At 55.8% G+C, this 23939-nt stretch carries 23 protein-coding genes and 6 tRNA genes; 12 read left to right on the forward strand and 17 right to left on the reverse strand.

Annotated features, from left to right (window positions below; genetic code table 11):
- Window positions 1-219 carry a DUF3820 family protein gene (locus OHJ17_RS06935; RefSeq protein WP_002913440.1) on the forward strand — a complete coding sequence of 73 codons (219 nt, stop codon included), beginning with the start codon at window positions 1-3 and terminating at the stop codon, window positions 217-219.
- On the opposite strand, the gene OHJ17_RS06940 is transcribed toward OHJ17_RS06935, so the two are convergent.
- The gene (locus OHJ17_RS06940) at window positions 216-1214 is read right to left on the reverse strand and encodes a bile acid:sodium symporter family protein (protein ID WP_002913439.1); all 999 of its coding nucleotides are present in this window, start codon (window positions 1212-1214) and stop codon (window positions 216-218) included. The two genes, OHJ17_RS06935 and OHJ17_RS06940, sit on opposite strands and share 4 nt — an antisense overlap.
- A gap of 88 nt (window positions 1215-1302) precedes the next feature.
- Between OHJ17_RS06940 and OHJ17_RS06945 the strand changes: the two genes are divergently transcribed.
- Complete coding sequence (locus OHJ17_RS06945) at window positions 1303-2229, forward strand: LysR family transcriptional regulator (RefSeq protein WP_002913438.1); 927 nt, start codon at window positions 1303-1305, stop codon at window positions 2227-2229.
- Between the two features lie 84 nt (window positions 2230-2313).
- Here OHJ17_RS06945 and OHJ17_RS06950 read toward each other — a convergent pair.
- The 4 genes from OHJ17_RS06950 to OHJ17_RS06965 form a co-directional block, all read right to left on the reverse strand.
- Window positions 2314-2389 (reverse strand) — tRNA-Lys (locus OHJ17_RS06950).
- A 4-nt stretch (window positions 2390-2393) separates the two neighbouring features.
- A tRNA-Val gene (locus OHJ17_RS06955) sits at window positions 2394-2469 on the reverse strand.
- A gap of 46 nt (window positions 2470-2515) precedes the next feature.
- Window positions 2516-2591: transfer RNA gene (locus tag OHJ17_RS06960), tRNA-Val, on the reverse strand.
- Between the two features lie 45 nt (window positions 2592-2636).
- Window positions 2637-2712: transfer RNA gene (locus OHJ17_RS06965), tRNA-Val, on the reverse strand.
- Window positions 2713-2971: 259 nt separating this feature from the next.
- Between OHJ17_RS06965 and gltX the strand changes: the two genes are divergently transcribed.
- Window positions 2972-4390, forward strand: coding sequence for a glutamate--tRNA ligase (gltX, locus tag OHJ17_RS06970; RefSeq protein ID WP_004145598.1), 1419 nt, complete (start codon window positions 2972-2974; stop codon window positions 4388-4390).
- A 51-nt stretch (window positions 4391-4441) separates the two neighbouring features.
- Here gltX and OHJ17_RS06975 read toward each other — a convergent pair whose 3' ends face one another.
- Window positions 4442-4834, reverse strand: coding sequence for a MerR family transcriptional regulator (locus OHJ17_RS06975; protein ID WP_002913435.1), 393 nt, complete (start codon window positions 4832-4834; stop codon window positions 4442-4444).
- A gap of 3 nt (window positions 4835-4837) precedes the next feature.
- Window positions 4838-5191, reverse strand: a complete 354-nt coding sequence (locus tag OHJ17_RS06980; RefSeq protein WP_002913434.1) for a MerR family transcriptional regulator — start codon at window positions 5189-5191, stop codon at window positions 4838-4840.
- Window positions 5192-5410: 219 nt separating this feature from the next.
- On the opposite strand from OHJ17_RS06980, the gene OHJ17_RS06985 reads away from it, so the two are divergent.
- The 3 genes from OHJ17_RS06985 (at window position 5411) to OHJ17_RS06995 (ending at window position 8026) form a co-directional block, all read left to right on the forward strand.
- A tRNA-Ala gene (locus OHJ17_RS06985) sits at window positions 5411-5486 on the forward strand.
- A 41-nt stretch (window positions 5487-5527) separates the two neighbouring features.
- A tRNA-Ala gene (locus tag OHJ17_RS06990) sits at window positions 5528-5603 on the forward strand.
- A gap of 209 nt (window positions 5604-5812) precedes the next feature.
- Window positions 5813-8026 carry an EAL domain-containing protein gene (locus OHJ17_RS06995; protein WP_032433411.1) on the forward strand — a complete coding sequence of 738 codons (2214 nt, stop codon included), beginning with the start codon at window positions 5813-5815 and terminating at the stop codon, window positions 8024-8026.
- A 6-nt stretch (window positions 8027-8032) separates the two neighbouring features.
- Here the strand turns inward: OHJ17_RS06995 and nupC are convergent, their stop codons facing one another.
- Window positions 8033-9235, reverse strand: coding sequence for a nucleoside permease NupC (nupC, locus tag OHJ17_RS07000; RefSeq protein ID WP_009486216.1), 1203 nt, complete (start codon window positions 9233-9235; stop codon window positions 8033-8035).
- A gap of 346 nt (window positions 9236-9581) precedes the next feature.
- Between nupC and OHJ17_RS07005 the strand changes: the two genes are divergently transcribed.
- On the forward strand, window positions 9582-10823 hold the full coding sequence (locus OHJ17_RS07005) for an Nramp family divalent metal transporter (protein ID WP_002913421.1): 1242 nt from the start codon (window positions 9582-9584) through the stop codon (window positions 10821-10823).
- Between the two features lie 57 nt (window positions 10824-10880).
- On the opposite strand, the gene OHJ17_RS07010 is transcribed toward OHJ17_RS07005, so the two are convergent.
- Window positions 10881-11240 (reverse strand): DUF2502 domain-containing protein, encoded by a 360-nt coding sequence (locus tag OHJ17_RS07010; RefSeq protein WP_002913419.1) that lies wholly within the window; start codon window positions 11238-11240, stop codon window positions 10881-10883.
- 130 nt (window positions 11241-11370) lie between these two features.
- Window positions 11371-12363, reverse strand: coding sequence for an L-glyceraldehyde 3-phosphate reductase (mgrA, locus tag OHJ17_RS07015; protein ID WP_004174934.1), 993 nt, complete (start codon window positions 12361-12363; stop codon window positions 11371-11373).
- A 180-nt stretch (window positions 12364-12543) separates the two neighbouring features.
- On the opposite strand from mgrA, the gene OHJ17_RS07020 reads away from it, so the two are divergent.
- Complete coding sequence (locus OHJ17_RS07020) at window positions 12544-14205, forward strand: alpha-keto acid decarboxylase family protein (RefSeq protein ID WP_004159719.1); 1662 nt, start codon at window positions 12544-12546, stop codon at window positions 14203-14205.
- Here the strand turns inward: OHJ17_RS07020 and OHJ17_RS07025 are convergent.
- On the reverse strand, window positions 14202-15437 hold the full coding sequence (locus tag OHJ17_RS07025; protein ID WP_004154521.1) for an ion channel protein: 1236 nt from the start codon (window positions 15435-15437) through the stop codon (window positions 14202-14204). The genes OHJ17_RS07020 and OHJ17_RS07025 overlap by 4 nt on opposite strands.
- A gap of 263 nt (window positions 15438-15700) precedes the next feature.
- On the opposite strand from OHJ17_RS07025, the gene glk reads away from it, so the two are divergent.
- A complete protein-coding gene (gene glk, locus OHJ17_RS07030) occupies window positions 15701-16666 on the forward strand; it encodes a glucokinase (RefSeq protein ID WP_002913377.1) in 966 nt (321 codons plus the stop codon).
- Window positions 16667-16719: 53 nt separating this feature from the next.
- On the opposite strand, the gene OHJ17_RS07035 is transcribed toward glk, so the two are convergent.
- Both OHJ17_RS07035 and OHJ17_RS07040 read right to left on the reverse strand, forming a co-directional pair.
- Window positions 16720-17457: a LytR/AlgR family response regulator transcription factor gene (locus OHJ17_RS07035; protein ID WP_002913374.1), complete on the reverse strand. Its 738-nt coding sequence runs from the start codon at window positions 17455-17457 to the stop codon at window positions 16720-16722.
- An 11-nt stretch (window positions 17458-17468) separates the two neighbouring features.
- On the reverse strand, window positions 17469-19166 hold the full coding sequence (locus OHJ17_RS07040) for a sensor histidine kinase (protein WP_004149230.1): 1698 nt from the start codon (window positions 19164-19166) through the stop codon (window positions 17469-17471).
- On the opposite strand from OHJ17_RS07040, the gene OHJ17_RS07045 reads away from it, so the two are divergent.
- Window positions 19165-19278 carry a hypothetical protein gene (locus OHJ17_RS07045; RefSeq protein WP_004153200.1) on the forward strand — a complete coding sequence of 38 codons (114 nt, stop codon included), beginning with the start codon at window positions 19165-19167 and terminating at the stop codon, window positions 19276-19278. The two genes, OHJ17_RS07040 and OHJ17_RS07045, sit on opposite strands and share 2 nt — an antisense overlap.
- On the opposite strand, the gene OHJ17_RS07050 is transcribed toward OHJ17_RS07045, so the two are convergent.
- Window positions 19275-19460 carry a hypothetical protein gene (locus OHJ17_RS07050; protein WP_009486222.1) on the reverse strand — a complete coding sequence of 62 codons (186 nt, stop codon included), beginning with the start codon at window positions 19458-19460 and terminating at the stop codon, window positions 19275-19277. The two genes, OHJ17_RS07045 and OHJ17_RS07050, sit on opposite strands and share 4 nt — an antisense overlap.
- Window positions 19461-19548: 88 nt before the next feature.
- Between OHJ17_RS07050 and alaC the strand changes: the two genes are divergently transcribed.
- On the forward strand, window positions 19549-20763 hold the full coding sequence (alaC, locus tag OHJ17_RS07055; RefSeq protein WP_002913372.1) for an alanine transaminase: 1215 nt from the start codon (window positions 19549-19551) through the stop codon (window positions 20761-20763).
- A gap of 70 nt (window positions 20764-20833) precedes the next feature.
- Here alaC and ypdK read toward each other — a convergent pair whose 3' ends face one another.
- The 3 genes from ypdK to OHJ17_RS07070 form a co-directional block, all read right to left on the reverse strand.
- Window positions 20834-20905 carry a membrane protein YpdK gene (gene ypdK, locus OHJ17_RS07060; RefSeq protein ID WP_099119320.1) on the reverse strand — a complete coding sequence of 24 codons (72 nt, stop codon included), beginning with the start codon at window positions 20903-20905 and terminating at the stop codon, window positions 20834-20836.
- A 338-nt stretch (window positions 20906-21243) separates the two neighbouring features.
- On the reverse strand, window positions 21244-22440 hold the full coding sequence (locus tag OHJ17_RS07065; protein ID WP_004174937.1) for a cyanate transporter: 1197 nt from the start codon (window positions 22438-22440) through the stop codon (window positions 21244-21246).
- Entirely contained in the window at window positions 22437-22895 is a 459-nt protein-coding gene (locus tag OHJ17_RS07070) for a nucleoside deaminase (protein ID WP_025861128.1), read from the reverse strand. The genes OHJ17_RS07065 and OHJ17_RS07070 overlap by 4 nt, the downstream gene beginning before the upstream one ends.
- Before the next feature lie 131 nt (window positions 22896-23026).
- On the opposite strand from OHJ17_RS07070, the gene cynR reads away from it, so the two are divergent.
- Window positions 23027-23935 (forward strand): transcriptional regulator CynR, encoded by a 909-nt coding sequence (cynR, locus tag OHJ17_RS07075; protein ID WP_023342033.1) that lies wholly within the window; start codon window positions 23027-23029, stop codon window positions 23933-23935.
- Window positions 23936-23939: the final 4 nt, after the last annotated feature.

Raw genomic sequence — 23939 nt, forward strand, 5'->3', positions numbered from 1 at the left:
GTGGATAAAGCGCAGCTGGTCGAGATAGCCAATACCGAAATGCCGTTCGGTAAATACAAGGGACGTCGCTTAATCGATGTCCCGGAAGAGTATTTATTGTGGTTCGCGCGTAAGGATCAATTCCCTGCCGGGCATCTTGGCGAGCTGATGGCGTTGACCCTGCTGATTAAAACTGAGGGGCTGAGCGATCTGGTCCAGCCCCTGAAGAAAGCGCGTTAGGCTTTGGCCGCGTTGGCCTTTTCCTCAGCGAGACGCGCATCGGTTTGCTGCTTGTAGCGCCGCGCCAGCACCGCGCAGACCATCAGCTGGATTTGGTGGAAGATCATCAACGGCAGCACCATGATGCCGAGGATGGAGGTCGGGAAGAGAATATTGGCCATCGGAATGCCGTTGGCCAGGCTCTTTTTCGAACCGCAGAAGACGATGGTAATCTCATCGGCTTTGTTAAAGCCGCAGCGGCGGGCGACAAAGACGTTGACCGCGATGACGATGGCCAGCAGCACCAGGCTGACCACCACGATAAACAGCAGCGATCCCAGACCGACTTTATGCCAGATGCCATTCACCACCGCCTCGCTAAAGGCGGAGTAAACCACCAGCAGAATCGAGGTCTGGTCGGTCTTACCAATCCACTTCTTATGCTTCGCCACCCAGTCGCCAATCCACGGCCGCGATAAGTGACCGAGCACGAAAGGCAGCAGCAGCTGCAGCATAATTTTACCGACCTGCTCCAGACTGCCGCCTGCGCCGTGAAGGTTCATCAGGACCCCCACCAGTAGCGGGGAAACAAAGATCCCCAGCAGGCTGGAGGCCGAGGCTGAGCAAACCGCAGCCGCGACGTTGCCCCCGGCCAGCGAAGTAAAGGCGATAGCGGATTGCACGGTGGCCGGCAGAATGCACAGATAGATAAAGCCGCTGTAGAGCATCGGATCGACATTCACCGGCGCCCACCAGGCAAACAGAACCCCGAGTAGCGGGAAGAGAATAAAGGTGCTGCACATCACCCATAGATGCAAACGCCAGTGGCTGCCGCCGGCGATAATCGCCTCCCGGGAGAGTTTAGCGCCATGCATAAAGAACAGCAGCGCGATGGCGGCGGTGGTCAGATGTTCAAAGAAGGGGACGAAAGCGCCACGGGCCGGGAAGAATGAGGCCAGCAGGACAACGGTGATTAGCGTTGCCGTAAACGGATCGAGAATACGGAAAAGTTTCATAAACGCTCCTGAAAAGAGATGCGCTATTGTGCTTTTTTTCATTTGAGAAATAAAATTGATTTATTGCATCTATTCATGAATAAAAAAGATGAATTACTCTCTGCGTCAGTTAAAAGTATTTGTCACCGTCGCCCGGGCCAGAAGCTTCAGCCGGGCAGGGGAGATGATTGGCTTAAGTCAGTCGGCCGTCAGCCATAGCGTCAAGGAGCTGGAGCATCAGACCGGCGTCCGTCTGCTCGACCGTACTACTCGCGAAGTGGTGCTCACCGAGGCGGGTCAGCAGCTGGCGGGCAGGCTGGAACGTTTGCTCGATGAGTTGACGATTACCCTGCGCGACGCCGGGCGGGTTGGCCAGCAACTGAGCGGCACCGTCAAGGTCGCCGCCAGTCAGACGATTTCCGCCCACCTTATTCCGCAGTGTATTGCTCACAGCAATCGTCGTTATCCCGATATCGATTTTGTGCTGCACGATCGGCCCCAGCAGTGGGTGCTGGAGAGTATCCGCCAGGGGGAAGTGGATTTTGGCATCGTGATTGATCCGGGCCCGGCGGCAGACCTTCAGTGTGAAGTGGTTCTGGCGGAACCATTTTTGCTGCTCTGCCGGGAGGATCATCCTTTTGCCAGCCTGACAGAAGTGCCGTGGCAGGCGCTGCAGGATGAAAGGCTAATACTGCAGGATTATGCGTCCGGCAGCCGCCCGCTGATCGATGCGGCCCTCAGCAGGCTGGCTATCCGGGCGAACATCGTCCAGGAGATTGGCCACCCGGCAACGCTGTTTCCGATGGTAGAATCGGGAATTGGCATCAGCGTTCTGCCGGCGCTGGCGCTACCGTTACCGCAGGGGAGCCATCTGACGGTGAAACGGCTGACTCCGGTGATGGAGCGGCAGCTGATGCTGGCATGCAGGAAAAATCGCTCGCTGTCGACCGCCGCTCAGGCGTTATGGGAAATTGTGCGTGAAGAAGGGGAGAATTTAACCGCCGCCAGGGTTGAAGATCCGCTATATCAGCGCTGACAGGGGAGATTGCTGCGGAGGGACTCGTGGCAGGGCCATGTTCCGCGCATAGCAAAAAGGCGCCTTTAGGGCGCCTTTTTACATTGGTGGGTCGTGCAGGATTCGAACCTGCGACCAATTGATTAAAAGTCAACTGCTCTACCAACTGAGCTAACGACCCGAAGTGGTGGGTGATGACGGGATCGAACCGCCGACCCCCTCCTTGTAAGGGAGGTGCTCTCCCAGCTGAGCTAATCACCCACTTCGGTACTTCACATTTTGACAGAAAATCCAGCTGGCGAGAAAGTGGTGGGTGATGACGGGATCGAACCGCCGACCCCCTCCTTGTAAGGGAGGTGCTCTCCCAGCTGAGCTAATCACCCACTTCTCAATTTTCTGTTCTACACGGCGGAGACTACGTTAAGTAGTGGTGGGTGATGACGGGATCGAACCGCCGACCCCCTCCTTGTAAGGGAGGTGCTCTCCCAGCTGAGCTAATCACCCCCGCTGTGTGGAGTCGCATTATAGGGAGAGTTGAAAATGAGTCAACGCCTTTTCTAAAGAATTCGTTCGTTCGTCGTAAAATTAAACAAAGCGATCGCGAAACCGGCGCCATAGCATGATTTATAAACAAAAATGGCAAACCGTGACGTTCCGATGGGAACAACATTGAGGAATCAGCCCACGGTGTTAGAATATTGACCCATAATTTCCACCGGACATTGCCGGCTATCGGCATCTTTATTAAACGTAAGGCCAATTCATGAAAATCAAAACTCGCTTCGCGCCAAGCCCAACCGGCTATCTGCACGTTGGCGGTGCGCGTACTGCTCTCTATTCCTGGCTTTTTGCCCGTAACCACGGCGGTGAGTTTGTGCTGCGTATTGAAGACACCGATCTTGAACGCTCCACCCCGGAAGCAATTGAAGCCATCATGGATGGCATGAACTGGCTGAATCTGCAATGGGACGAAGGCCCCTATTTCCAGACCAAACGTTTCGATCGTTATAACAACGTAATCGATGAGATGCTGGAAGCCGGTACCGCTTACAAATGCTATTGCTCGAAAGAACGTCTGGAAGCGCTGCGCGAAGAGCAGATGGCGAAGGGTGAGAAGCCGCGTTACGATGGCCGCTGCCGCCATAGCCACGAGCACCATGCTGATGATGAGCCGTGCGTCGTGCGTTTCGCCAACCCGCAGGAAGGTTCGGTTATTTTTGACGATCAGATCCGCGGACCTATCGAGTTCAGCAACCAGGAACTGGACGATCTGATCATTCGCCGTACCGATGGTTCCCCGACCTATAACTTCTGCGTGGTGGTAGATGACTGGGATATGGCGATCACTCACGTGATCCGCGGCGAAGATCATATCAACAACACGCCGCGCCAGATCAACATCCTCAAAGCGCTGAATGCGCCGGTGCCGGTTTATGCGCACGTGTCGATGATCAACGGCGATGACGGTAAAAAACTTTCCAAGCGCCACGGCGCAGTGAGCGTGATGCAGTATCGCGACGACGGCTACCTGCCGGAAGCGCTACTCAACTATCTGGTGCGCCTGGGCTGGTCTCATGGCGATCAGGAGATTTTCACTCGCGAAGAGATGATTGAGTTCTTCTCGCTGGGCGCGGTGAGCAAATCCGCCAGTGCCTTTAACACCGATAAACTGCTGTGGTTAAACCATCACTATATCAATACCCTGCCGGCGGAGTATGTGGCAACGCATCTGCAGTGGCATATCGAGCAGGAAAATATCGACACTCGCAACGGCCCGCAGCTGGCTGAGCTGGTGAAACTGCTGGGCGAGCGTTGCAAGACGCTGAAAGAGATGGCCCAGAGCTGCCGCTACTTCTATGAAGAGTTCGCTGAATTCGATGCCGACGCCGCGAAAAAACATCTGCGTCCAGTGGCGCGTCAGCCGCTGGAAGTGGTTCGCGATAAGCTGGCGGCGATTAGCGACTGGACGGCGGAAAACGTCCATCACGCGATTCAGGCAACTGCTGATGAGCTGGAGGTGGGGATGGGTAAAGTCGGTATGCCGCTGCGCGTGGCGGTTACCGGGGCAGGGCAATCTCCTGCGCTAGACGTTACTGTCCATGCTATCGGTAAATCCCGTAGCGTAGATCGTATCAATAAAGCGCTGGCTTTTATCGCTGAACGCGAAGGCCAGGCGTCCTGACGGCGACGCAGCTGAAACAACGGCAGGTTACCCTGCCGTTTTTTTTGTCTGTTATTCCGGACTGGCGATGCCGAGGCGGGCAAGAAAACCGCTAATCCCTTCCCGGGCCAGCAGATCGCGGAGCTGCAGCTGTTCTGCCGGAGTCATCAGCTGTAGGGTTTCCGTGATTTGCCGCCAGATCGCGTCTGCCTCATTGACCAGGTATGCACCTGGTGATTCCGCGAGATGATTGTCGGTAAGCAGATGGCGTCTGGCAGGGATGTTGGTCAGAAACTCGCGTACCGGTTGGTCGATAACCACCAGTCGCGCTCGCCCCCCTTTAACGCCGGGTATTGCTTCGGTGCGCCATTGTTTCTCGCGAACCCAGCGATTGATCGTTTGTCTGGCCAGCCCCAGGCAGTCGGCAAGCTCTGCGGGCGTCATTTTATCTTTCAGTTTCATCATGGTTTACCGATCGCGGATCCCTAACCGAAGCAGTAACCCGGTGATCCCCTCGCGCAGCAACAATGACATAAGCTGCTTCTGCTCGCTGGGGGTGAGTTCTTTACTGAGGGTCAGCAGCAGCGATTCCAGATCGCTATCATGGGGAGAATAGATGCCGGGCGTCTCCGCCACGCGCTGGGCGCTGCGGATAAACTCCCTGACTTGCTCATTGACATGGACCAGGCGCGCTTTGCCGCCCTGGACGCCAGGTCGCGGAGAGGTTTGCCAGCCTTCTTTCCGCACCCACTTATTGATAGTTTGCCGACTGTAGCCGGTTAGATGGGCAATTTCTTCAGGTGTCATTCGTTCCTTGAGCATACTATTTCCTGAGTAAATGTATGGGAATTAGCTGCCCATGTTATAGCATCCTTTTACGTGAAAAGGTGACCTGTTTAACTTCTGACTGCGATAAGGCTCGCAATGTCAGCAAGTTGCCTGCTTTTTCAGCGATTGAATCGGGAAGGATAATTTTGCCGTTGACACCTGAGCGAGGAATTCATATTATGCCGCCCGTCAACACGACACGCTTTACGTTACGGGGCTATAGCTCAGCTGGGAGAGCGCTTGCATGGCATGCAAGAGGTCAGCGGTTCGATCCCGCTTAGCTCCACCAAATTCTGCACCCAGCGGATTTGGTTCGTAAAGAAGTCCTGTGGGGCTATAGCTCAGCTGGGAGAGCGCTTGCATGGCATGCAAGAGGTCAGCGGTTCGATCCCGCTTAGCTCCACCAAAATTCAGAACCCTCGCTTCGGCGGGGGTTTTTGTTTTTAGCGGGTTTCATGTAAAGCACTTTCTGGTTACGTCAGTTAATCTCCAGCAATTAAAATCGAAAGTAATTTCAGACTTTTTCCTGATAATTCGCCTTGCCTGCCCTAAATAAGCAACATAACATTTCCCCCATTAAACGTGATGAGGTTTCTGGAGTTTTAATTAACAATAATGCTTGATAAAATTAACATTAATATCAAAAAAACTCTATTGGCCTTTATCATTTGTTTAGTCGCTATTCCGCTGGCTCGTTTTATTTCACCGCAAACGATAATTGACGGCAACCTTATTTATATTGCCTGGCTGCCAATCAGCGTGATGTTTTCTGTTATTTTTATCTTTGGCCGCTATGCAATTGCGCCATTAATTCTCGCGTTTGCCATCACCAATAGTTTTCTCATTAAATTAACGCTGCCGCAGGCGTTTATCTTACTTTTTTGTCAACTGTTCGCCGTGTTTGTCTCCTGCGCTATTCTGCGACTGTTGGTGGGGAAGCGCTGGCGCTGCGGTCCAACGGCAAAACATATGGGGGCGCGGATCTTCTGGGGCGGCTTCTTCGCGCCGGTGCTCCTGAAAATCACCATGTATCTCGCCGGACAATATTTTGCGTTTCCATTAGCTATTACCAGTTACTTTGGTAGTATGCCGTTGATTTATACTGTAATAGATATCCAAAGTTTAATCAGTGCGGCATTAATTTTTACGACGTTTCTTTATTATCCAATGCGGATGATTATCAGTCCGCGCTACGCCCGACGTTTCTGGCAGCAGGAATGTTTACCGTGGCTGGCACCGCAATATCGCTCCTTTACCCTATATTGGTTTATCGCGTTGGCGGTGATATTAACGCTATTGTGTGCGCCGTATCAGTCTGAATTTATTGCCGGTTATTTAGTTCCGGTTATTTTTATTGTCTACTTTATCGGTATCAGTCGAATAGGCCATGCGCTATTGCGTATTTCATGGTCTGTCTCGGCCTTTTTGCTGGTGGTATATAACAAAAACTTTCTCCAGGGGGTGCAAAGCGAGTATTCACTCTCCTTTGTGCTGTCGGTTCTGATCTCCTTTACTATCTGTTTGTTTTATATGGCCGACATCTATGCCCGCAGCGACCGCAACAAACGCCGCTGGCGTAGCCAGGCGGAAGAGGATCCGCTGACCGGCTTGCCTAACCTGCGCGCGCTGGAGAGCCATTTACAGAGCTGTCCTCAGCAGGCTATCTGCAGCCTGCGTATTGATAATCTCGACTTTCTCAGTCGGCATTATGGTCTGATGATGGGGGTGGACTGTAAACGGCAGATTATTCGGGCGCTGCAACCGCTGCTGGGAGCGGCGGATAAAGTCTTCCAGGTACCGGGCAGCGAACTGATCCTCGTGCTTGATGGGCCGGAGCCGTCGTCCCGCTTGAACCATATGGTCGCGGTCCTCAACCACAAAAAGTTCAGCTGGCACAATCAGCCGCTGGATTTGGAGTTTGGCGCGGCCTGGGGCCGCGATGACGGCCAGGGTGAGGGACTTTACCAGATGCTGGGCCAGCTAAGCTGGCTTTCCGAACAGGCGGGCAGTGAACGTCGGGTGCTGGCGCTGGACGAGGAGCAGGATCTGGTGGTGGATCAAACTACCGAGCAGGTGCGCCTCCTTATGCGCGTCAAGCAAGTGCTCAAAGATCGCGCGCTGATGCTCTATGCGCAACCGATTCAGAATCCGGAGGGGGAGGGTTATCATGAGATCCTCACGCGCATGCGCTGTGGCGATAGCGTCATTATGCCCGACCGATTCATTCCGCTGATTGTGCAGTTTAACCTCAGCCAACGTTTTGACATGCTGGTGCTGGAGACCTTGTTCAGTATGCTCCATAAGCATCCCGGCCAGCGATTCTCGGTCAACCTGCTGCCTGCAACTCTGATGCAAAAGAACAGCGCAGGGCAGATTATCGCGCTGTTTCAACGCTATAGCGTCTCGCCAGAACTTATAACTATTGAGGTGACCGAAGAGCAGGCCTTCTCTAATGCGGACACCAGTCGGCAAAATCTTGAAGCGTTGCGCGCGTTTGGCTGCGCCATCGCTATTGATGACTTTGGCACCGGCTATGCGAACTATGAACGTCTGAAACATCTACAGGCCGATATCATTAAGATTGACGGCTGCTTCGTCCGCGATATCCTCACGGACCCGCTGGACGCCATCATGGTGAAATCGATTGTCGAGATGGCGTGGGCGAAACAGATGAGCGTGGTGGCGGAATATGTCGAAAGCGAACCGCAAAAAGCGCGCTTGCTGGAGCTGGGCGTGAATTATCTGCAGGGTTATCTGATCGGTAAACCACAGCCGCTGGGTGAATGTCGGGCAAAAAAAAGCCGGGCATTGCCCGGCTCAGATGACTGACGTCTGTTACAGAACCAGCGCCGCAATCGAGGCGGACAGCACGCTAACCAGCGTGGAGCCGTACACCAGCTTCAGACCGAAGCGAGAAACTACGTTGCCCTGTTCTTCGTTCAGACCTTTGATCGCCCCGGCAATAATACCGATAGATGAGAAGTTGGCGAAGGAGACCAGGAAGATAGAGATAATGCCTTCCGCGCGCGAGGAGAGCGTCGAGGCAATTTTCTGCAGATCCATCATGGCGACGAATTCATTGGAGACCAGTTTGGTAGCCATAATACTGCCCACCTGCAGCGCTTCGCTTGCCGGCACACCCATCACCCAGGCGACCGGGTAGAAGATATAGCCGAGGATACCCTGGAAGGAAATGCTATAGCCGAACCAACCGGTCACGGTGGCGAACAGGGCATTCAGCGCCGAGATCAGCGCGATGAAGCCGATCAACATCGCCGCCACGATAATCGCGACTTTAAAACCTGCCAGAATATACTCGCCCAGCATCTCGAAGAAGCTCTGACCTTCGTGCAGATTCGACATCTGCAGATTTTCTTCGCTCTCTTCCACGCGGTAAGGGTTAATTAATGACAGAACGATAAAGGTGCTGAACATGTTGAGCACCAGCGCCGCAACGACATACTTTGGCTGCAGCATGGTCATGTAAGCGCCTACGATGGACATGGACACGGTGGACATCGCCGTCGCCGCCATGGTGTACATGCGGTTGCGCGACATTTTGCCGAGAATATCTTTATACGCGATAAAGTTTTCCGACTGGCCGAGGATCAACGAGCTCACGGCGTTGAAGGACTCCAGCTTGCCCATGCCGTTAACTTTCGACAGGACGGTACCGATCGCGCGAATGACAATCGGCAGGATACGAATATGCTGCAAAATGCCGATCAAAGCCGAAATGAAGACTATAGGGCACAAAACTTTGAGGAAGAAGAAGGCCAGGCCTTTATCGTTCATGCCGCCGAACACGAAGTTTGTCCCTTCGTTGGCAAACCCGAGGAGTTTTTCAAACATCTCGGAAAATCCTTTCACAAAACCCAGACCAATATCGGAGTTGAGGAAGAACCAGGCCAGCAGGACTTCAATGACAAGCAGTTGAACAACATAACGAATACGGATCTTTTGGCGGTCATGGCTGACCAACAGGGCCAGTATAGCCACCACAACGATCGCGAGGACAAAATGCAAGACGCGGTCCATAGTTGCTCCAAATATGAGGCAGGTTAAATTTCCGTGCACATTCTATGCAACGGCTTTAAAGAAAACGAGATCAATTGCACACTATTGCAAGGAACTGTGACCAATGGCAAAAATAGTGATCCAACATCCACTTTTGTTATGTTACGTAAAGGTTTTAAAAGTTGCATTCTTGTACTACTCTTAATAGCGGGTTGGATCTCATTTTCTGACGCCCGTATTTCATTTCCGGCCAGCTATTGTTCCCTTCTATCACAGCAATCATTATCTCCATTCTAAATGAACTTGATAATCATTCGCATTTTGATAGCATGAAACATAGCAAAGGCTATATTTCCAGAGGCAGAAGATGACTAGCAGTCGCGTTGAGAATAGCAGTAGTCGCGCCGCGCGCAAGGTGAAGCTCGCCTTAATGGGCCCGGCTTTCGTCGCTGCCATTGGCTATATCGATCCGGGTAATTTCGCCACTAACATTCAGGCCGGCGCCAGCTTTGGCTACCAGCTGCTGTGGGTCGTGGTGTGGGCTAACCTGATGGCGATGCTGATCCAGGTGCTTTCTGCCAAACTGGGCATTGCCACCGGCAAAAACCTGGCCGAGCAGATCCGCGACCATTACCCGCGTCCTGTTGTCTGGTTTTACTGGGTACAGGCGGAAATTATCGCTATGGCCACCGATCTGGCTGAATTTATCGGCGCCGCAATTGGTTTTAAGCTGGTACTCGGCGTATCGCTTCTGCAGGGTGCGGTGCTGACCGGGGTGGCGACTTTTCTGATCCTGATGCTGCAGCGGCGCGGGCAAAAACCACTGGAGAAGGTGATCGGTGGATTGTTGCTGTTTGTCGCCGTGGCCTATGTCGTGGAGTTGATCTTTTCCCAGCCCGCGCTGGCTCCTCTGACGAAAGGGCTGGTGATCCCCACGCTGCCCAACGGGGAGGCGGTATTCTTAGCCGCCGGGGTACTGGGTGCGACAATCATGCCGCACGTCATTTACTTACATTCCTCGCTTACCCAGCATCTGCATGGCGGAACGCGAAAAGAACGCTATAACGCGACCCGCTGGGATGTGGCGATCGCCATGACCATTGCCGGGTTCGTCAATCTGGCGATGATGGCGACCGCTGCGGCGGCATTCCACTTTAATGGCCATACCGGCGTCGCCGATCTCGATCAGGCCTACATGACGCTGGAGCCGCTGCTGAGCCACGCGGCGGCGACCATCTTTGGCCTCAGCCTGATTGCCGCCGGTTTATCGTCGACCGTGGTGGGCACTCTGGCAGGTCAGGTCGTTATGCAGGGGTTTATCCGCTTTCATATTCCGCTGTGGTTTCGCCGGGCGATCACCATGCTGCCGTCGTTTGTCGTCATTCTGCTGGGGCTGGATCCTACGCGCATCCTGGTAATGAGTCAGGTGTTGCTCAGCTTTGGCATTGCGCTTGCCCTGGTGCCGCTGCTGATATTTACCAGCAATGCGAAGCTGATGGGGGACCTGGTGAATACCCGTTGGGTGAGAGGCATCGGCTGGGCGATAGTCGCTATTGTGGTGAGCCTGAACGGCTGGTTAATAGTGGGGTCGCTGCTCGGGGTGGATTAATTGATTCCTGATGCTGAATAAAGTAAAGAGGAGCCGATGGGCTCCCCTTTTCGTTTGTTAGTGATGGCCATGTCCATGACCGTGACCGCGCCCACCCGGGCCGCGTCCCCAGCCGCCGCGGTGGTCATCGCGGTCGTTCCAGCCAGCACGATAGCCGCGCTCCCAGGCTTTATCTCTGCCTTTGTACCAGCCTTTGTGCCAGCCGTTGTCATGACGATGCCAACGGTTATCACGCCATTCATAGTGACGACGCCAGTAATCACGGTCGCGCCAGCTGCCACCGTCCCAGTAGTTACCGTAATTGTCACGATCGCCTATTTGTAATTTTACCGACGGCAGCAGGGTGATTTCACCAGCGTTAGCGACCAGTGGCCCTGCGGCCAGCAGTACTGCTGCCAGAATCAGTGACCTGAACATACTCTTCTCCTTCACGATCGGGGCCGTAAGCGGCCTGTTAACCTGATATTACGGGCCGGTAAAGACCCGCCGCATCGGACGAACTCCGAAAGCGCAGGAAAGAGCACTTTTTGCTAAAGTAACATTTGCTTTACAGCGCAAGGATAGCGTCGATGGCCGCGCACTCCTCGGTGGTGAAATGGCGATTCTGCAGCATGCCGACGGCATCATCCAGTTGCGCGGTTTTGCTGGCGCCGATCAGCACCGAGGTGACTTTCTCTTCGCGCAACACCCAGGCCAGCGCCATCTGCGACAGCTTCTGCCCACGCGCTTCCGCCTGCCTGTTAAGCTGACGAATTTTTTCTAATCGGGCAGGAGTCAGTTGCTCCGGCTGCAGAAAACGACTGCTGCTGGCGGCGCGCGAGTCGGCCGGAATGCCGTTGAGATAGCGGTCGGTAAGTTGCCCGCCGGCCAGCGGTGAAAACGCTATGCTTCCAATCCCTTCCGTCTGCAGAAAATCCAGCAGTCCTTCTTCCACGCCGCGTTCGAACATCGAGTAGCGAGGCTGGTGGATGATGCAGGGGGTGCCGAGGTCGTTAAGGATCTTCACCGCCTCCCGCGCCTGGGCCAGAGGATAGTTGGAGATCCCGACATATAGCGCTTTACCCTGACGAACCAGATGATCGAGCGCACGCATCGTTTCCATCAGCGGCGTCTGTGGATCAGGCCGGTGATGGTAAAAAATATCGACGTATTCCAGCCCCATGCGTTTAAGGCTCTGGTTAAGACTGGCTACCAGATATTTTCGCGATCCCCAGTCGCCGTAAGGGCCGTCCCACATCGTGTAACCTGCTTTAGTGGAGATGATTAACTCATCGCGATAAGGCAGGAGCGACTCTTTCAGGATGCGGCCAAAGTTGCTTTCCGCCGAGCCCGGCGGCGGCCCATAGTTGTTGGCCAAATCGAAATGAGTTATACCGAGGTCAAAAGCGTGCAGGAGCATCTGCCGGCTGGTTTCCACTCGCGTTTCATCGCCAAAGTTATGCCACAGGCCAAGGGAAATGGCCGGTAGCTGCAGACCGCTGCGGCCGCAGCGACGGTACTCCATCGTTTGATATCGCGTGGTGCTTGCCTGGTAAACCATTCTTCCTCCGCCGACAAAACAGGTTGTGTATACGTTTACACTAAACAATGTTCTGCGTGGAGTACACTGCTTTTTCTGCGTAATTATTGCTTTACACTGCCATTATCACCTCCCATCTGGACAGGCGGATCGCTTATTCAATACTCAAATTACACCTGCACCAAAATGAGGATAATGGATATGCAACCGACCTACACTATTGGGGATTATCTGCTGGATCGCCTTGTCGACTGCGGTATTGACCGCTTGTTCGGCGTGCCGGGAGATTACAACTTACAGTTTCTCGATCGCGTCATCGCGCACAGCGCCTTGGGGTGGGTCGGCTGCGCCAACGAGCTGAATGCGGCATATGCCGCTGACGGCTATGCGCGCATCAAAGGGGCCGGTGCGCTGCTGACCACTTACGGCGTCGGCGAATTGAGCGCGCTGAACGGCATTGCGGGTAGCTATGCGGAACATATTCCGGTATTGCATATCGTCGGTGCGCCCTCTACCGGCGCCCAGCAGCGCGGCGAACTGCTGCACCATACCCTCGGCGATGGCGATTTTCGCCATTTCGCCCGCATGAGCGAGCAGATCACCTGTAGCCAGGCGCTGCTGACCGCCGGCAACGCCTGCCATGAAATCGACCGTGTGCTGCGCGATATGTTGACGCATCATCGCCCCGGCTATTTGATGCTGCCAGCCGATGTCGCCAGAGCGGCAGCGATTGCCCCAGCCCAGCGCTTGCTGGTAGAGCCCGCTCCGGCGGATGAAAACCAGCTTGCCGGGTTCTGCGAACATGCCAGCCGCCTGCTGCGGGGCAGCCGACGCATTTCCCTGCTGGCGGACTTCCTGGCGCAACGTTATGGCCTGCAGAAGACGCTCCGGGAGTGGGTGGCGAAAACGCCTGTCGCCCATGCGACGATGCTCATGGGCAAGGGATTGTTTGATGAGCAGCAGAGCGGGTTTGTCGGCACCTACAGCGGGATTGCCAGCGCGCCGCAGACCCGGGAGGCGATTGAAAACGCCGACACCATCATCTGCATTGGCACGCGCTTCACCGACACCATCACCGCAGGATTTACCCAACATCTGGCGCGGGAAAAGACTATTGAGATCCAGCCCTTCGCCGTCAGGGTGGGCGATCACTGGTTCAGCGGGGTGCCGATGGATAAGGCTTTGGCCGCGCTGATGACGCTTTCCGCCCCGCTGGCGGCGGAGTGGGCTACGCCTCAGGTCGTGGCGCCGGAGGCTGAGGAGGGCGCTGAAGGCGAGTTGACCCAGAAAAATTTCTGGGCGACGGTGCAGGGCGCCCTGCGTCCGGGGGATATTATTCTCGCCGATCAGGGGACGGCCGCCTTTGGCATTGCGGCGCTGAAGCTGCCCTCTGAAGCATCGCTGATCGTCCAGCCGCTGTGGGGCTCGATTGGTTTTACTCTCCCGGCCGCCTATGGCGCACAAACCGCGGCGGCGGAGCGGCGGGTGGTGCTAATTGTCGGCGATGGCGCGGCCCAACTGACCATTCAGGAGATGGGCTCCATGCTGCGTGATAAGCAAAAGCCGCTTATTCTGCTGCTGAATAACGAAGGGTATACCGTGGAACGGGCGATTCATGGTCCAGAGCAGCGCTACAATGACATCGCTCTGTGGGACTGGCAGCGGCTGCCGGAAGCCTTCGCCCCTGACGTTGCTTCGCGCTGCCGGCGGGTCACTCAGACGTCTGAACTGCGGGAGGCGATGACGGAGAGCATCACCTCCGATACCCTCACCCTGGTAGAAGTGATGCTGCCGAAAATGGATATCCCCGATTTCCTGCGCGCGGTGACGCAGGCCCTTGAGGAGCGAAACAGCCGCGTTTAATCGGTATGCCGTTTGGCAATCATCAACGGTCTCCCGGCCAGCAACAGCCAGGCCGGGAGCATCACCATACACAACAGCGGCAGCAGAGTCGTATCCGGGACCACCACGGCGGCCATAAACAGGCTCAACCAGCCGTCGCGAGTGACGACCAGCACCATGCCGAGGATCGCGCAGGAAACGGTGATTGCCGCCGGCACCGCGTCAACATGAGCATGCAGCATCAGCCCCAGCGCTACCCCGACGAACACCGCCGGGAAAATTCGCCCGCCGCGAAAGCCGCTGGCTGAGGCAAGAACCAGGGCTGCCAGTTTGACCAGCGCGATAAGCAGAAAATCCGCGGCGGTTAGCGTCTGGCTGAAGGCCAGCTGCTGCATCTCATCCAGCCCTTTAAAGAGCGTTAAGGGCCCGCCTATCGTCCCCACGATCCCCAGCAGCAGCCCGCCGATACCGAGGGTCAGGATTGGATTTTTCAACCGATGCATCAGGGCATGCAGTCGCGGCAGACACCAGACGGCCACCATGCCGACGGCGATAGCGATCAGGGCGACGATAATGCCGCTGAGAATATCAACGAAGCGCATCTGACCATAGTGCGGGATCGGCAGCGAAAAATGGGGATGGAAAAACAGACCCGTCGTCAACGCGCCGGCGGCGGCGGCGAGGAGGGGAGCAAAGAGGCGATCCCACAGTGGCGTATCGTTGCTGCTATTGAGGGTTTGCGAAAAAATCAGCGCGGCGGCAACCGGGGTACCGAAGAGGGCGCCGATGGTGCCTGAGGCCGCGAGGATGGTCCAGTCCAGCGAGCTGACGCGCGGAAACAGTCGGGAGCCGACGGCGACAGCCAGCGCGATATTCACCACCATAATCGGATGCTCCGGGCCGAGGCTGACGCCGCCGGCGAGGCCGAGGATCAGCGCGGCCAGGAGTCCGGGCAGCGCGCCGGTGGCAATGGGAGCGCCGATTAACGACTCGGTCGCTGGATCCGGCCCGGCGTGTCCGGGGCTGTAACGAATGACCAGACCCACCGCGATCCCTGTCGCCGTCAGCATGGCGATGATCCACAGCGGGCTGTCGGCGCTCACCCCTAACTGCGCGGGCAGATTGCTCCACAGCACGCGCTGCAGCAGCGCGGCAACCTTCATCGCCACGATCAGGATCAGGCTGCAGGCGATACCTATCAGGATGGCCGGCACCGACAGGATCAGCATTGTTCTGGCGCGAGGATGGAGCATGGAAATGTCCTTGTAAAAGTGCTGGAGCACTACTTTGCCTTCGTCAGCGGAGACCGTCGATGCAAATGGTGCTGAAACGATAAAGTTAAGGTGACATCTGATATCCGGCGCGTCCTTTACAGGCTACCTTGCATAGATTACAAACTAAATGTGACCTGTGTCGCTAAACAAGGGGCGTCTGCGCGTTGGACGTTGTTGTTAAGCCGCCATGAATTTACAGTGTGCCAAAAGATTTATTTTGACTTTAGCGGAGCCGTAACGGAATGACAAAATTTGCTTTAGTAGGAGATGTCGGGGGGACCAACGCCCGCCTGGCGCTATGTGATCTGGCGAGTGGAGAGATCTCTCGCGCAAAGACCTATTCCGGGCTCGATTACCCCAGTCTGGAGGCAGTGGTGCGCGTCTATCTCGAGGAGCATCAGGTAACGGTCAACGAAGGTTGTATCGCCATCGCATGCCCGATTACCGGCGACTGGGTGGCGATGACCAACCATACCTGGGCTTTCTCTATCGCCGAAATGAAGCGCAACCTCGGCTTTGCCCATCTGGAGATAATTAACGATTTTACCGCTGTTTCAATGGCCATTCCGATGCTGAAAGCTGAGCACCTTATTCAGTTTGGCGGCAGTGCGCCGGTAGCGGGCAAACCGATCGCCGTTTATGGCGCCGGGACCGGGCTCGGCGTGGCGCATCTGGTCCACGTTGATAAGCGTTGGGTCAGCCTGCCGGGCGAAGGCGGTCATGTTGATTTTGCCCCGAACAGCGAAGAAGAAGGGATCATTCTGGAAGAGCTACGCGCCGAGCTGGGGCATGTTTCCGCAGAACGCGTGCTCTCAGGTCCCGGGCTGGTCAACCTGTATCGCGCGATTGTCAAATCGGACGGCCGACTGCCGGAGAACCTGCAGCCGCGTGAGGTGACCGAGCGAGCGCTGGCGGACAGCTGCACCGACTGTCGTCGGGCGCTGTCGCTGTTCTGCGTCATTATGGGACGCTTCGGCGGTAACCTGGCGCTGACCCTCGGGACGTTTGGCGGGGTGTATATCGCCGGCGGCATCGTGCCGCGCTTCCTGGAGTTCTTTAAAGCCTCTGGTTTCCGCGGCGGTTTTGAAGACAAAGGCCGTTTTAAAGCTTATGTTCAGGATATCCCGGTTTACCTGATTGTGCATGATAACCCAGGCCTGCTGGGCTCCGGCGCGCATCTGCGTCAGACGCTGGGCCAGGTGCTTTAAGCATTCTTCTCCCGGGCTACCGTCGTAGCCCGGATGGCGGTGCTTTCCGCTCTCTACAGATTCATCAGCTGGCGAAACTCTTTCACTTTACTGCGACTGACCGGAACCTGAAACTCCAGGTCACGCAGGCGCAGCACATAGGTGTTGTTGAACCACGGCTCAATTTCCCGAATTTTGCTGAGATTTACGCAATACGAGCGGTGGCAGCGGAAGAAATGCGCGGTGGGCAGTTTGCTGCAGAATTCAGTAATGTTCATCGGCATGACGAATGACTCCCGGCGGGTATAGACGAATGTCATCTTTTCATGTGCCTCGGCATAATAAATATCATGAATACTGGTGACGATGATCCGCTCATCTTTGATCAGATTGATGGTGTCGTTTTCCCGTGGCGCTGCGCTGGCTAATCCTGAAGCAGCGTTATTTTGCTGCTGCCAGGCGGTGGTCAGCTTTTGCAGCATATTGATGATGCGCGACTCCTGGTAAGGTTTCAGGATGTAGTCAAAGGCTTCCAGCTCAAAGGCTTCCACCGCATGTTCTTTCCACGCGGTGATAAAGACGATAAAAGGTTTATGGGCAAACTGGCTGATGTTTTGCGCCAGCAGAACCCCGTCGAGCGACGGAATATTGATATCGAGAAAGATGGCGTCGACCTTGTTGTGCTGGAGAAATTTCAGCACGTCCAGGCCGTCGTCAAAGCTGCCGACGATCTCCATCTGGCTATGGGTGTTAATAAGCCAGGAGAGCTCCTGCTGGGCCAGAAACTCATCCTCCACAATGATAACTTTCATCTTTTCTCCGCTCATGACAACAGCGACTCCGTCAGCGCCTGCGGCGTAGAGTTATTGGGGACATAAAAGGCGATTTCGGTTCCCGGCGTCAGATTGCGGATATGCAAACCCTCGCCGTAGAGAAGTTTCACCCGATGATGCACATTGAGCAGGCCGATTTTGTTACCCGGCATCTCATCGGCTTCCACGCGGGCGACCACGGCGGGATCGATACCGTTGCCCGTATCGCGAACGCTGATGCGTACCCGATTGCCGCACTCGTTAATGCCGATCGTCACCACGCCTTTGCCTTTACAGGGTTGAATACCGTGAACGATGGCATTTTCCACCAGCGGCTGGATAAGCAGGCTCGGGATCACGCAGCTGACGTCGTCGTCAATATCGTAGATGACCGTCAGCTTGTCGCCGAATCGCGCCTGTTCAATAGCGATATAATCTTTGATCTGATACAGCTCTCGTTTGATATCAATCTGCTCATCGTCTTTTAATTCGATGTTATAGCGCAGGTAGCGCGACAGATTAAAAATGAGCTGGCGCGCGGTGTCCGGATTAAGGCGAATCGAGGAGGAGATCGCGTTCAGCGCATTAAATAAAAAATGCGGGTTAATTTTGCTTTGCAGGGCGCGCAGCTCCGCTTTGTTGGCCATCTCCCGCAGCTGTTCGGCGCGGGAGACTTCCAGCTGGGTGGAGATTATTTGCGACAGGCCAATCGCCATCTCCTGCAGCGTCGAAGTGATGCGATGGGCGTGGCAGTAATAAATTTTTAGCGTGCCGGTCACCACCCCTTTTTCCCACAGCGGGATCACCATCAAGGAGTGGATCTCCGGGGTGCGGTGGGCTTCGTCATTGTTTTTTATGATGATTTTCCCATAACGAATCGCCTGCCGGGTGGTGGGGCTAATCATATCGTCGTGGCGTTGATAGTTGGCTTCACCGACGCCCACGTAGGCCAGCACGTGCTCGGTATTGGTGATCGCCACCGCGTCGGCGGTAATGTCGCGGCGGATAATCTCGCAAACCTGGCGCAGAGAATCGCTGTTAACGTGTCGAAACAGCGGCAGGGTTTTGTTGGCGATATCGAGCGCCAGTTTCGCCTGCCGCGCCGCGCTGGCCTCCTTTTCCCCTTCAACGCTCTGCACCAGCAGCACGATAAAGCCGATGCAGACGCTGCCGAGGATCATCGGGATACCAATTTTCGAAACAATATCTACGCCGAGACTCAGGGAAGGCGCCCAGACCACCACCAGGATCATGGTCAGAGTTTCACACATCATCCCCGCCAGAATGCCGATTTTCCACCGTTGTTCGCGGGCCACTTTACGATTAATCAACCCCGACAGCAGGCCGGCGACAATGCTGGTGATAAAGCAGGGCACTGCGGTCACGCCGTCGATATCAATCAAATAGCGGTGCACGCCGGCAATCGCCCCGACAATCGCGCCCACCCAGGGACCAAACAGGATCCCACCGGACATCACGGCGATAATGCGGACGTTCACCAGGGACCCCTCAACCGGGACGCCGGACCAGGTACTAAATAGCGCGAACAGCGAGAAAATGGCTGTCACCGCCAGCAGCTCTTTCGGAGTATGGGCCGACTTATGCAACAGTTCGCGGAACAGGCGCAGGCGAATAAGGAAAAAGAGGCAAATAAGCATCAGGGCCGCACGATCATAGACCGCCAGCATCATAGTAAAGATTTCGTGCATGGGTGCGCCGCGTCAGTGGCCAGAAAGGGACATGATAAAAAACCTGACGGCAGAAGACCAGCCGTGGAACCATAAAGCGGAAAAGTCGCACTTTTTAAAGGGGATTAATTAAAAAGCATCGCGATAGCGGCGGTCTTCGCCATTAACGATAATATTCTGTGTTAAGAAAGATATCAGTGTGTTACCACTTTTATACAACCCGGGATTATTCCGCCCATGAACTGCCGCATTTAGCGCAGTCGATACCCGTTTTATATGCCAGGGAATATTTTTTAACGGGCCTCTCGACAACATGAATTTTTTCAGGTTATTTTCTAAACGAGCCGCAACAGCGGCAGCGTCGCTCGGACGGTCCGGGCGCTAACGTTAATTAGAGGAACCTATGGCTGAATCCAGTCCTGAACGCCGTTTTACGCGTATCGATCGTCTCCCTCCGTACGTTTTTAACATTACTGCTGAACTGAAAATGGCTGCGCGTCGGCGCGGCGAAGATATTATCGATTTCAGTATGGGTAATCCCGATGGCGCGACGCCGCCGCATATCGTGGAAAAACTCTGCACCGTTGCTCAACGGCCTGACACCCATGGTTACTCTACCTCGCGGGGGATCCCGCGCCTGCGTCGCGCCATTTCACGCTGGTATGAAGAACGCTATAACGTCGATATCGATCCGGAATCGGAGGCGATCGTCACCATTGGTTCGAAAGAGGGGCTGGCGCACCTGATGCTGGCGACGCTGGATCATGGCGACACCGTACTGGTGCCGAACCCCAGCTATCCGATTCATATCTATGGTGCGGTAATCGCCGGGGCGCAGGTGCGCTCAGTGCCGCTGGTGGAAGGGGTGGATTTCTTCAACGAGCTGGAACGCGCCATCCGCGAGAGCTATCCGAAGCCGAAGATGATGATCCTTGGCTTTCCCTCAAATCCGACCGCGCAGTGCGTCGAACTGGATTTCTTTGAAAAGGTTGTCGCTCTGGCGAAGCAGTATGACATTCTGGTCGTCCACGATCTGGCCTATGCCGATATCGTGTATGACGGCTGGAAAGCGCCCTCCATCATGCAGGTGCCCGGCGCGCGAGATGTCGCCGTCGAGTTCTTTACCCTGTCGAAAAGCTATAACATGGCCGGCTGGCGCATTGGCTTTATGGTGGGTAATAAGACTTTGGTGAATGCCCTCGCTCGTATCAAAAGCTATCATGACTACGGGACTTTTACTCCGCTGCAGGTGGCGGCGATAGCTGCGCTGGAGGGCGATCAGCAGTGCGTGCGCGATATTGCCGAACAGTATAAGCGCCGTCGCGATGTGCTGGTCAAAGGGCTTCATGAGGCCGGCTGGATGGTGGAGTGTCCGAAAGCGTCTATGTACGTGTGGGCGAAAATACCGGAACCTTACGCCGCCATGGGGTCGCTGGAGTTTGCGAAAAAGCTGCTTAATGAAGCGAAGGTTTGCGTCTCGCCGGGGATTGGCTTTGGCGACTATGGTGATACCCACGTCCGCTTCGCGCTGATCGAGAACCGGGACCGTACGCGCCAGGCGATCCGCGGTATCAAGGCGATGTTCCGCGCGGATGGTCTGCTGGCCTCCGCGAGCTAGCGCTGCGGGCAGCACGGCAAAATAAAAACGGGAGCATGAAGGCTCCCGTTTTTTTTGACACCGCTGCAGTCTAGATCATCAGGGCAAAAGTACCGGCCCAAACGATGACCATAAAAGAGAGGCCCATAAAGAAGTATTTCACGACTCATCACTCCACGCGCTTGTGCGACGTTCAAATGAATTAATTGTTCTGTTTTTCAAGGGCTGTCGCCAGTGTAACTTCACCCTGCAGCAGCCCGTAATTCTGTGCGTTTAGTGCTCCAGATGGCGCTAATGTACGCCTAAAAAATCAGGGAAACAAGAGGCATTTTTTTATTAATTTTTAGTTACTTACGAGTGTCGTGATTCGGCGACACATTAATTTCACAGGGTAATAAATTTAGCGCCAGCGACGCGAAGGAAACGGGTTTTAGCGATGGGGCGGGCGGAGAAGGCCAACGAGAGCGCGCGGCATTATCTTTGCCACGCGCCGCCGTCGGTTCAGGGCAGGTCTGAGGCGCGCTGTCGCCACTCGGCCGGGTAGTGTGCCGGGATAAAGCGCAGCGTCAGCGCCATGAGTAGCAGGACGCAGATCGCATGCCAGGACCAGTCAAGCGTGTAGTTCCCGCTCAGGCTACGCAGCAGGCCGGAAAGCCAGGGCGACAGACCGGCGATGATAAATCCGATCCCCTGCATAAAGGCTACCAGCCTGCCGGCCACCGCCGGTTGTCCGGCGTGATCCAGCGCCAGCACCAGGCACAGAGGAAACGCGCCGCCCAATCCCACGCCGCAGGCAATGGCCCAGAGCGCAGAGAAATGCTCTGGCAGCCAGATAAAGCCGCAGAAGCCAATCAGCTGTAGCGCCAGCGCTAGCAGAAGAAGCTGGCGCCGATCCTCCTGGCGAGCCAGCGCCGGGAGCAGCAGCGCGCCGGCGGTTTGCCCGACGGTCAGCAGCGCCAGCAGCGAACCGCTGTACTGGGCGCTATCGCCTAGCTGGATGTAGTAAGGAGGCAGCCAGGCGATCAGGCTGGCGTAACCGGCATTGATCAGTCCGAAATAGAGTCCCAGCGTCCAGGCGCGGCGCTGGCCAATAATCGCGACCCGGGGGGAAGCGCTGGTCTGATGCGGTGCGCGAGGCAAATGCCGACAAATCGCCAGCCAGCTGAGCAGAGCCAGGAGCGCAGGGAGCGCCCACCAGGCTAGCGCATCATGCCAGGCCGCGCTATGTGACGCCAGCCATGGGGTGAACGCGGCGCCTAACCCGCCGCCGCCCATCAGCGCCGCTGACCATAGTCCCATCACCAGCGGCGTCCGTCGGGGAAAGAGGTGCTTAATTACCGCCGGGATGGCGGCCTGAATAATGCCGATGCCAATTCCTCCGGCCAGAGCGCTGGTGAGCAGTAAGCCACTATTCGGGGCGATTTCCCGCAGCAGGGCGCCTGCCGCGATAATCAGCAGGCTCAGCGCAATACTGCGCTTTTGACCGATATAGCGATCGACCCAGCCAGCGGCCAGCGCCAGCACCCCCATCGCGATCACCGGCAGCGCGGTCAGGAGTGCGGCCAGGGTATAGCTCATGCCGCTGGCTGCGCGGATGTCCGGCAGCAAAGGACCAATGGAGGTAAGCAGCGGCCGCATATTGATCCCAGTCAGTACCAGGACTGCCAGCGTCAGGTTCTGTCGCAGCGCTGGTGTCATGACTGCCGTTCCGCCCAGCGCTGATAAAGTTCAGTTCCCTCCGGCTGCGGGCGATGATGGATCGGCAGCGTTTGCTGGGCCAGCGGCTGCTGCAGCTGCTGATAAATCGCGGCGGTCGAGAGCTGAAAAGGCTCCCCGTCCTGATTGCTATTGGCGAAAAACACTTCCCGCACGCCGGTTAAATAGAGCGCGCTCAGGCACATAGGGCAAGGCTGTCCGCTGGCATAGATGACGCATTCGCGCAACACCGCGCTTCCCAGTCTGGCGGCAAGATCGCGTACGGCGTTCAGTTCGGCATGCGCCGTTGGGTCACCGCTCAGATGAAAGGTATTGACGCTTTCAGCGACAATCTCATCATTCCGCACCAGCACGGCGCCGAAGGGGCGCCCACCGTCAGCAATGTTTTGTTTTGCCAGCACTAATGCGCGCTGAAGATAATGATCGTGAGCGGACATAGTCACTCCTGCATAAAACGATGTTAAAGGTGAAATATGTTGAGGGTCGTGCGAAGAGGGTACGTCTCTTATTTCATAAGTTAAAAGACTTATTTATGATAATGCCTATTGGATTTCTTATAGGTGGGCCGATGCTTCTGCGCCAACTTTCCTACTTTATCGCTGTGGCTGAACATTGTGGCTTTTCCCGCGCCGCCGCGGCGCTGCATGTCTCCCAGCCTGCGCTGTCACAGCAGATACGCCAGCTGGAAGCGATGCTGGAGGTTCAGCTTTTCGACCGCTCTGGCCGACGTATTCGCCTGACCGATGCCGGAGATATCTGGCTGGAGTATGCCCGTCGCGCGTTACGCGAGCTTGAGGAAGGTCGGCGCGCCTTGCATGACGCAGAAGATCTCCAGCACGGTAAACTCCGCATTGCTATGACGCCAACTTTCACTACCTATATGCTGGGCCCGCTGATGGAGGCGTACTACCGACGCTATCCTGGAGTAAAAGTGCTTATCCAGGAGATGAACCAGGAGCGGATGGAGGCGATGCTGCTGGAGGATGAACTGGATGTGGGGATTGCCTTTGACGACAGCCGGTCACAGGAAATTGTGGTTCAGCCGCTGCTGACGGAAACGCTTGCGCTGGTGGTGAGCCGTGCGCATCCGCTGGCAGGAGAGCGCGACTTGCAACTTCAGGCTCTCGACGCCCAGCCGCTAATTTTACTGAGCAGCGAGTTTGCTACCCGCGAGCAGATTGATCGTTATTGCCGCCTTCATCGGCTCGAACCAGACGTGCGGATGGAGGCCAACTCCATCGGGGCCGTTCTGTCGGTTATTCGAAGCACAACGTTAGCAACGCTGCTGCCGGCGGCGATCGCCGGACAGTTTGATGATGTGGTGGCGATTGAGCTAAGACCTGCGCTGCTGCAGCGCACGGCTTGTTTATTGCAGCGGCAGGGCGCCTGGCAGAGCGCCGCAGCGCGCGAATTCATCACCCTGGCCCGAGAGAACGCGATAACGATTGAGCAGGAAAACCGCCAGTCCCTTGCCTGAAGGA

Source organism: Klebsiella sp. KP20-425-1 (assembly GCF_025813515.1).
In the GTDB taxonomy this organism is placed as follows: Bacteria; Pseudomonadota; Gammaproteobacteria; order Enterobacterales; family Enterobacteriaceae; genus Klebsiella; species Klebsiella pneumoniae.